A 6,742-nucleotide genomic window follows, 5' to 3' on the forward strand; every position below is an offset into this window, starting at 1 on the left:
CAAGCGGGAGGGGAGAGATTAGGGATAGGTCGCCGTCTTGGGGATTGCCGGGATCGGGATGAACTCTTTCTCGTCGCCGGGAACCTTGGCGAAGCGGCCGGCTGTCCAGTCTTCCTTGGCCTGCTGGATTCGGTCCTTGCGCGAGCTGACGAAGTTCCACCAGACATGGCGCTCGGTCGCGAAGGCCTCGCCGCCGCACAGCATCACCCGGCCCCCGCCGGCCGAGCGCAAGGTCATCGCGACGCCCGGCTTGAGCACGTAGAGCGTGTTGATCGCCATCGGCATGCCGTCGATCTCGGCTTCACCGATCGCCAGATAGACCGCGCGCTCGTCGGCGCCTGCATCGATCGGCATGCTCGCGCCCGGGGTCAGCAGGATGTCGGCATAGATCGTGTCGGCGTAGACGGTGGTCGGTGCACGCTGACCCCACAACTCGCCCATGATGATCCGCGCGGTAGCGCCGTGCGCTTCGATCAAGGGTAGCTCGGCCTTGGCGACATGTTCGAACGCCGGGTCGATCTCTTCCTTGTCCTCCGGCATCGCGATCCAGGTCTGGATGCCCGACAATTCGGGCCCATGCGCCCGCTCGTCGCCGGGCGAGCGCTCGGAATGCGCGATGCCGTGCCCCGCGGTCATCAGATTGACCGCGCCCGGCTCGATCCGCGCATAGGTGCCGATCGAATCGCGATGGTCGATCGCGCCGGCGAACAGATAGGTGACGGTCGCCAGGTTGATGTGCGGATGCGGGCGCACGTCGATGCCGGTGCCGATATCGAGATGCGCCGGCCCCATCTGGTCGAAGAAGATGAACGGGCCGACCATCTGGTGCGGCTTGGAGGGAAGCGTGCGATGCACCTTGAACCCGCCCAGGTCATGCGTCGTGGGCGTGATGAGGCGGTCGATCAAATCGTCGTTGGTCATGCCGTCACCTCTGCCAGAATGTCGATCAGGTCTTCGGGGAAATATTGCTCACCGAGCGCGGGGAGCTCGTGCGGTGCGACCCAGCGCCAATGCTGCATCACACGTTGCTCGAGTTCGGTATGCCCGCCCGCGTCGATTTCGCGAGCCTCGGTACGCACCAGGAAATAGCGTTCGTCGGCGGTCACTTCGACGCCCTCGATCGTCAGGAAGTCGGCGGTGCGCTGCAGGATTTCGGGGCCGGGATCGGCGATGATGCCGGTCTCCTCGTACAGCTCCCGCCGCGCCGCTTCTTCATAGCTCTCGCCCGGATCGACCGCGCCGCCGGGCGTGCACCAGAAGGGTGGGCGCCCGTCCTCGGGCGTGAAGCGGAACATCAGCAGCCGATCGTCCTGGTCGACCAGCAGGACGCGCGCGGCGGGGCGGGGAATACGTTGGGCCATCGCAGCGATCCTTAACCGCTCGCGACCTCGAGTGGGAGAGCCCTCGCGGAAACGCTGCGTTTGCCTCAGGCGGTATCGAGTTCGGGATAATGGCGGAAGATGCCGTCGGTGTTGAACGCGATGCGGCGATCGCTTTCAAGATAGGCCGCGATCCCCGGCAGCTCGGCGACGCGATCGTGGAGCGCGACCAAAGCGGGATAGTCGCTTTCGACCGCCTTCATCCGCTTGGGGAACATGTAGCGTAGTCCCTCGATCAGCTGGAATAGCGAGGTGTCGACATGGCTCCAGCGTGTGCCCACCGTCCAGTCGCCTTCGTTATGGCGTACCGCCTTGTCGAAATAGCCCAGGAACTTGGGAATGCGCTTGTCGCGGAATCCCTTGGCCGCACGCGCGGCTTCGTCCTTCTGACCGTCATAATAATCGTCGAGCGCCACCGGGTGATGGACGTTGTGCACTTCGGCGACGATGTCGGTGACGGTCAGCTGCAGTTGCTGCGCCCAGAAACGATCGGCCTCGTTGGTCGGGCCGATCGCATCGTGGCGGCTGGCGAGGAAGAACAATATGTCGGCGACCTGGGCGACGGTGAAGCCCGGCATCGACAGATAGGGCGGAGCGAACGGCCCCCGGCGATCATGGCCCTTCATGTCGTCGATCAGCGCGTCGACGCCTTCGTCGCGGGCGCAATCCACATAGGGGATGTGCGCGGCCTCCATTGCCAGCCGGACGAACTCGCCGCGCCCCTGGATCGAGGGCCAATACCACAGCCGATAAGACTCCATGTCATTCTCCCGGTGCACGCGCCAGGATCGCGAGCGCGTGGATGCGCGAGGACAACAGATCGGCGAGCGCATGGTTCACCAGTCGTTGCCGCGCCACGCGATTGAGGCCGACGAAACGATCGCTTTCGACGATGACGGTGAAGTGCGATTCGCCCGTGCCGTCGTCGCCCATATGGCCGGCATGATGGTGGCTGTCGTTGATCACTTCGAGCTGCGACGGCGCGAGCTGATCGTTCAGACGAGTGGCGATGATTTCGGCCAGCGGGCCGGTAGCGGTGTCGGTCATGGTTCTTATATAGGACCCTTTTTCCCCCGGAGACACCGTGGCTCGCACGCCCCCGCACGACCGACCCAACACCCGCTTCCACGGTCGTGTGGCAGGGACGGGAAGGCTGTGCGCGGAGCCGGGATGCGACCAGGCCGGCGAGTTCCGCGCGCCGCCGCTGGAAGGGACGCCGCCCGGGCGCGACGGGCCGGCCGAGTATCGCTGGCTGTGCCTCGACCACGTCCGCGCCTTCAATTCGCGGTACAATTTCTTCAACGGGATGAGCCCCGACGAGATCCACGAGGCGCAGCGGCCTTACGCCGGCTGGGAGCGCGAGACGCGCGCCTTTGCCGCCAACGGCGCCGACCGCCCGCCGCGCTGGGCCGATTTCAGCGACCCGCTCGACGCGATCGGCGCACGTTTCCGCGAGCGCATGGCGAACGAGCGCCAGCGCCAGGACGGCAAGCCGCTTTCCGGTGCCGATCGCCGCGCGTTGAACGTGCTGGGATTGGACCAGGACACCGATCGCCGCGGCTTGCGGCAGCGCTATTCGGAACTGGTGCGCAAATTCCACCCCGATCGGAACGGCGGCGATCGCAGCATGGAAAAGGCGCTGCAGGAAGTGATCGCGGCGTATCAGCATCTGAAAAGCGCACCGGCGTTTGCGTGATTTCTGAAAATCCTCCCCGGCACCGGGAGGGGGACCGCGCGACGTAGTCGCGTGGTGGAGGGGGCCCTTCATCACTGGCCTCCCGGACCGTGCTCGTTGGTCGCGGGCCCCCTCCACCGTCCGCTTCGCGGCCGGTCCCCCTCCCCGTGCCGGGGAGGAATTAGGTCCGGCAGAACTTGACCTTCCCCCCCCGCCAGCCGCAAAGCCCAAACATCATGAAACGCCGCACCGGACAGGACCGCTCGATCACGCAACAATGGCGCCCCGCCACCCAGGCGGTACGCGGCGGGACGGCGCGATCGGAATTCGGAGAGACGTCGGAAGCGCTCTTCCTGACCTCGGGCTATGCCTATGATTGCGCGGGCGACGCCGCGGCGCGGTTCGCGGGCGAGCAGGTCGGCATGACCTATTCGCGCCTGCAGAATCCGACGGTGCAGATGCTCGAAGAGCGCATCGCGTTGCTCGAAGGCGCCGAGGCGTGCCGCACGATGGCGACCGGCATGGCGGCGATGACTGCGGCCCTACTGTGCCAGCTCCAGACCGGCGATCACGTCGTCGCCGGCCGGGCGGCGTTCGGGTCGTGCCGCTGGCTGGTTGATACGCTGCTGCCCAAATTCGGCATCCAGACGACCGTGATCGATGCGCGCGATCCGCAGCAATTCATCGACGCGACGCGGCCCGAGACCAAGGTCTATTTCTTCGAAACCCCGGCCAACCCGACGATGGACGTCGTCGACCTGGAAGCGGTGTGCGGCATCGCCAGGGAGCGCGGGATCGTTTCGGTGGTCGACAACGCCTTTGCGACGCCGGTGCTGCAGCGCCCGCTCGATTTCGGCGCCGACGTCGTCGCTTATTCGGCGACCAAGCTGATGGACGGGCAGGGCCGTGTGCTGGCCGGCGCGGTGTGCGGCAGCGAGGAGTTCATCGAGAACACCTTGCTTTCCTTCACCCGCAATACCGGGCCGACCTTGTCGGCGTTCAACGCCTGGGTCGTGCTGAAGGGGCTTGAGACGCTCGATCTGCGCGCGCGCCGGCAGAGCGAGAACGCGCTCAAGGTCGGGCGCTTCCTCGAAGGCCGCGTGCCGCGCATCCTGCACCCTGGCCTGCCGAGCCACCCGCAGCACAATCTGGCGATGCGCCAGATGGAGGCCGCCGGCCCGATCTTCGCGTTCGAGGTCGATGGCGGCCGCACCCAGGCGCATGGCCTGCTCGATGCGCTCGAACTGATCGACATCTCGAACAATATCGGCGATTCGCGCTCGCTGATGACGCATCCTGCCTCGACCACGCATGCCGGGGTGAGCGAGGAGCGGCGGCTGGAAATGGGCGTGACCGAGGGGATGTTGCGGCTGAACGTCGGGCTGGAAGATCCCGACGACGTGATCGACGATCTCGATCGGGCGCTAAAGTCGGTCAGCTTGTGAGGAAACGGTTTGTGAGGATCTGGCGGTGAGCGACGCGATGAAGGCGCTGTTCCCCAACGTCGCGGAAACGCGCGGGGTGATCGTGCGCGTCTCGGTCAGCTTCCTGCCCGAACAATCCGAACCCGATCGCGGCCGCTGGTTCTGGGCCTATCACGTGCGGATCGAGAACGAGTCCCCGGCAACGGTCCAACTGCTCACGCGCCATTGGGTGATCACCGACGGGCGCGGCGCACGCCATTCCGTCGAGGGTGAAGGCGTGGTCGGCGAACAGCCGGTAATCGCCCCCGGCGCGAGCTTCGATTACGTCTCGGGCTGCCCGTTGGCGACCCCGACCGGCGCGATGCAAGGCAGCTATCACATGATCGCCGAGGACGGCTCGGCGTTCGACGTCGACATCCCCCGCTTCGCGCTGCTCGCGCCGGCGGTGGGGGTATGAGGATGGAAGAGATATATTCCGTCGCCCCGGCGGAGGCCGGGGCCGCTGGTGGCTCGCGACTCCCTTTGCAACATAGCGGCCCCGGCCTCCGCCGGGGCGACGTCGAATGAAGCGCACCCATCTTCCCCTGAACGGCTTGCGCGTGCTCGACGCCGCGGCGCGCCATCTCTCGTTTACCCGCGCCGCCGACGAACTCGCGGTGACCCCGGCCGCGGTCGGGCAGCAGATCCGCGCGCTCGAGGACACGCTGGGCGTGGTGCTGTTTCGCCGCACGACCAAAGGTCTGGAGCTTACGCCGGAAGGCGAGGCGGGCCTCGACGCATTGCGCCAGGGATTCCTGCAGTTCGAGGAAGCCGTGCGCGCGATGCAGGCCGGCCAGTCGTCCAAGTCGCTGACCATCGCCGCGCCGCGCGACGTGCTGCATTGCTGGCTGATGCCGCGCCTCGCCGAGATCAGCGCGGCCGATGGCGAGATGCGCTTCATGCTGATCGCCGCCGACGAGGAGCTCGATTTCACTCAGGCCAATCTCGACCTCGCGATCCGCTGGGGCGAGGGACCGGGCGAGCATGAGGGCGAGGCGCTTGAATCCGAAGGCATGATCACGGTGCAGCGGCCGGGCGGCGGCGCCGATACGCGCATTTCCTGGCCGGGCTGCCTCAACGACGACGCGGTATCTCTGGTGCGCGTGGCCGATGCCGGGCTGGCGATCGACGCCGCGGCCGAAGGGCTGGGCCGGGCGACGGTGCCGGAACTGCTCGCGCGGCGCGACATCGCGGCGGGCCGGATTGTCGCGATCGGCGAAGCCAAGCCCTACCGCCTGGGCTATTGGCTCGTCGCTCCCTTGCCGCAATGGCGGCAGAAGAAGGTGAAGGCGCTGGTGGAGGCACTGGGCGGGTGAGGCTGCCGGTGATGGAGACTGAGCGGCTGGTTCTTCGCCCGCTCAGGATTGAGGATGCCGAGGCGCTGCACCCGATGTATTCGGACGCGGAGGCCAATACCTATGGCTCGCATCCCGCGACCACGACGTTGGACGAAAGCCGCGCTCGGCTCGAAAAGGGCATTGCCGATCCAACCTGGCGCGCCTGGGCGGTCACGCTGAAAGGCGACGACACCGCGATCGGCACCGTCGCCTGCTACGAAAAGCGCCAGGGCAAGGTGACCGAGATCGGCTATGTCCTGAAGCGCGCTTTCTGGGGTCGGGGCATCGTCACCGAGGCCGTCGCGGCGATGATCGACCTGTTGTTCGCGGAAGGGCAGAGGCGTGTGTTCGCCGATACCGACCCGGACAACAAGGCATCGACGGCGGTGCTCGAACGCCTGGGTTTCACGCTCGAAGCGCGGCTGCGTGCCGAATGGGAAACGCATATCGGCGTGCGCGACAGCCTCATCTGGGGATTGCTGGAGGACGAATGGAAGGCCGCCCGCCCCCGAACCTGAAGGACCCGCTCGCATTGGCGGCGTATCGCCGCGAACTGCGCGGCGTCGCGAGCGGTGTGCGCTGGGGTGGGATCGGGATCACGCTGATCGGCGCAATGGTCGCCGCCTTGCGCGCCTGGGCCTGGCCGGCGATCCCGGTGCTGATCCCGATGATCGTCGTGGCGTGGGGCATGTTGCTGATGCTCACGGCGATCGCGCTGCGCACAGCATATCACGCGCGACGGATGCGCGGGCAGTAGAAGGGGCGATGGCTTTAAACCTTCTCCCCTTGTGGGAGAAGGATACCGCAGCTTGGCAGCTTGCTGCCTAGCGAAGGTTGGATGAGGGGTGGCGGCGCGCAGCGCCGCGCGACCGCGGCGCGGTCGCCCCC

At 66.7% G+C, this 6,742-nt stretch carries 10 protein-coding genes; 6 read left to right on the forward strand and 4 right to left on the reverse strand.

Features of this window, described 5'->3' with window-relative positions:
- Positions 1–18 precede the first annotated feature (18 nt).
- The 4 genes from SPR01S_RS05995 to SPR01S_RS06010 all read right to left on the reverse strand — a co-directional run bounded on the left by SPR01S_RS05995 (position 19) and on the right by SPR01S_RS06010 (position 2,426).
- The gene (locus SPR01S_RS05995; protein WP_066586390.1) at positions 19–921 is read right to left on the reverse strand and encodes a pirin family protein; all 903 of its coding nucleotides are present in this window, start codon (positions 919–921) and stop codon (positions 19–21) included.
- Positions 918–1,361, reverse strand: coding sequence for an NUDIX hydrolase (locus tag SPR01S_RS06000; protein WP_066586392.1), 444 nt, complete (start codon positions 1,359–1,361; stop codon positions 918–920). The genes SPR01S_RS05995 and SPR01S_RS06000 overlap by 4 nt, the downstream gene beginning before the upstream one ends.
- A gap of 65 nt (positions 1,362–1,426) precedes the next feature.
- The gene (locus tag SPR01S_RS06005; RefSeq protein ID WP_066586395.1) at positions 1,427–2,140 is read right to left on the reverse strand and encodes a glutathione S-transferase; all 714 of its coding nucleotides are present in this window, start codon (positions 2,138–2,140) and stop codon (positions 1,427–1,429) included.
- 1 nt (position 2,141) lies between these two features.
- On the reverse strand, positions 2,142–2,426 hold the full coding sequence (locus tag SPR01S_RS06010; RefSeq protein WP_066586397.1) for a BolA family protein: 285 nt from the start codon (positions 2,424–2,426) through the stop codon (positions 2,142–2,144).
- A gap of 37 nt (positions 2,427–2,463) precedes the next feature.
- Here SPR01S_RS06010 and SPR01S_RS06015 point away from each other — a divergent pair, with 37 nt between their 5' ends.
- The 6 genes from SPR01S_RS06015 to SPR01S_RS06040 all read left to right on the forward strand — a co-directional run bounded on the left by SPR01S_RS06015 (position 2,464) and on the right by SPR01S_RS06040 (position 6,611).
- Positions 2,464–3,075 carry a J domain-containing protein gene (locus SPR01S_RS06015; protein WP_066586400.1) on the forward strand — a complete coding sequence of 204 codons (612 nt, stop codon included), beginning with the start codon at positions 2,464–2,466 and terminating at the stop codon, positions 3,073–3,075.
- Positions 3,076–3,290: 215 nt separating this feature from the next.
- Positions 3,291–4,499 carry a trans-sulfuration enzyme family protein gene (locus tag SPR01S_RS06020; protein WP_066586402.1) on the forward strand — a complete coding sequence of 403 codons (1,209 nt, stop codon included), beginning with the start codon at positions 3,291–3,293 and terminating at the stop codon, positions 4,497–4,499.
- Between the two features lie 37 nt (positions 4,500–4,536).
- A complete protein-coding gene (apaG, locus tag SPR01S_RS06025) occupies positions 4,537–4,935 on the forward strand; it encodes a Co2+/Mg2+ efflux facilitator ApaG/CorD (RefSeq protein WP_066586462.1) in 399 nt (132 codons plus the stop codon).
- A 106-nt stretch (positions 4,936–5,041) separates the two neighbouring features.
- Entirely contained in the window at positions 5,042–5,833 is a 792-nt protein-coding gene (locus SPR01S_RS06030) for a LysR family transcriptional regulator (protein ID WP_066586405.1), read from the forward strand.
- Positions 5,830–6,372 (forward strand): GNAT family N-acetyltransferase, encoded by a 543-nt coding sequence (locus tag SPR01S_RS06035; RefSeq protein ID WP_066586417.1) that lies wholly within the window; start codon positions 5,830–5,832, stop codon positions 6,370–6,372. The genes SPR01S_RS06030 and SPR01S_RS06035 overlap by 4 nt, the downstream gene beginning before the upstream one ends.
- On the forward strand, positions 6,345–6,611 hold the full coding sequence (locus SPR01S_RS06040) for a hypothetical protein (protein WP_066586419.1): 267 nt from the start codon (positions 6,345–6,347) through the stop codon (positions 6,609–6,611). The genes SPR01S_RS06035 and SPR01S_RS06040 overlap by 28 nt, the downstream gene beginning before the upstream one ends.
- Positions 6,612–6,742: the final 131 nt, after the last annotated feature.

It is taken from the genome of Sphingomonas pruni NBRC 15498 (assembly GCF_001598455.1).
Classification (GTDB): Bacteria; Pseudomonadota; Alphaproteobacteria; order Sphingomonadales; family Sphingomonadaceae; genus Sphingomonas; species Sphingomonas pruni.

Excerpts from the sequence above, each read along its gene's own strand:
- SPR01S_RS06000 (WP_066586392.1), bottom strand. The coding sequence starts at position 1,361 with ATGGCCCAACGTATTCCCCGCCCCGCCGCGCGCGTCCTGCTGGTCGAC.
- SPR01S_RS06010 (WP_066586397.1), bottom strand. The coding sequence starts at position 2,426 with ATGACCGACACCGCTACCGGCCCGCTGGCCGAAATCATCGCCACTCGT.
- SPR01S_RS06040 (WP_066586419.1), top strand. The coding sequence starts at position 6,345 with ATGGAAGGCCGCCCGCCCCCGAACCTGAAGGACCCGCTCGCATTGGCG.
- SPR01S_RS06030 (WP_066586405.1), top strand. The coding sequence starts at position 5,042 with ATGAAGCGCACCCATCTTCCCCTGAACGGCTTGCGCGTGCTCGACGCC.
- SPR01S_RS05995 (WP_066586390.1), bottom strand. The coding sequence starts at position 921 with ATGACCAACGACGATTTGATCGACCGCCTCATCACGCCCACGACGCAT.
- SPR01S_RS06005 (WP_066586395.1), bottom strand. The coding sequence starts at position 2,140 with ATGGAGTCTTATCGGCTGTGGTATTGGCCCTCGATCCAGGGGCGCGGC.
- SPR01S_RS06020 (WP_066586402.1), top strand. The coding sequence starts at position 3,291 with ATGAAACGCCGCACCGGACAGGACCGCTCGATCACGCAACAATGGCGC.
- apaG (WP_066586462.1), top strand. The coding sequence starts at position 4,537 with ATGAAGGCGCTGTTCCCCAACGTCGCGGAAACGCGCGGGGTGATCGTG.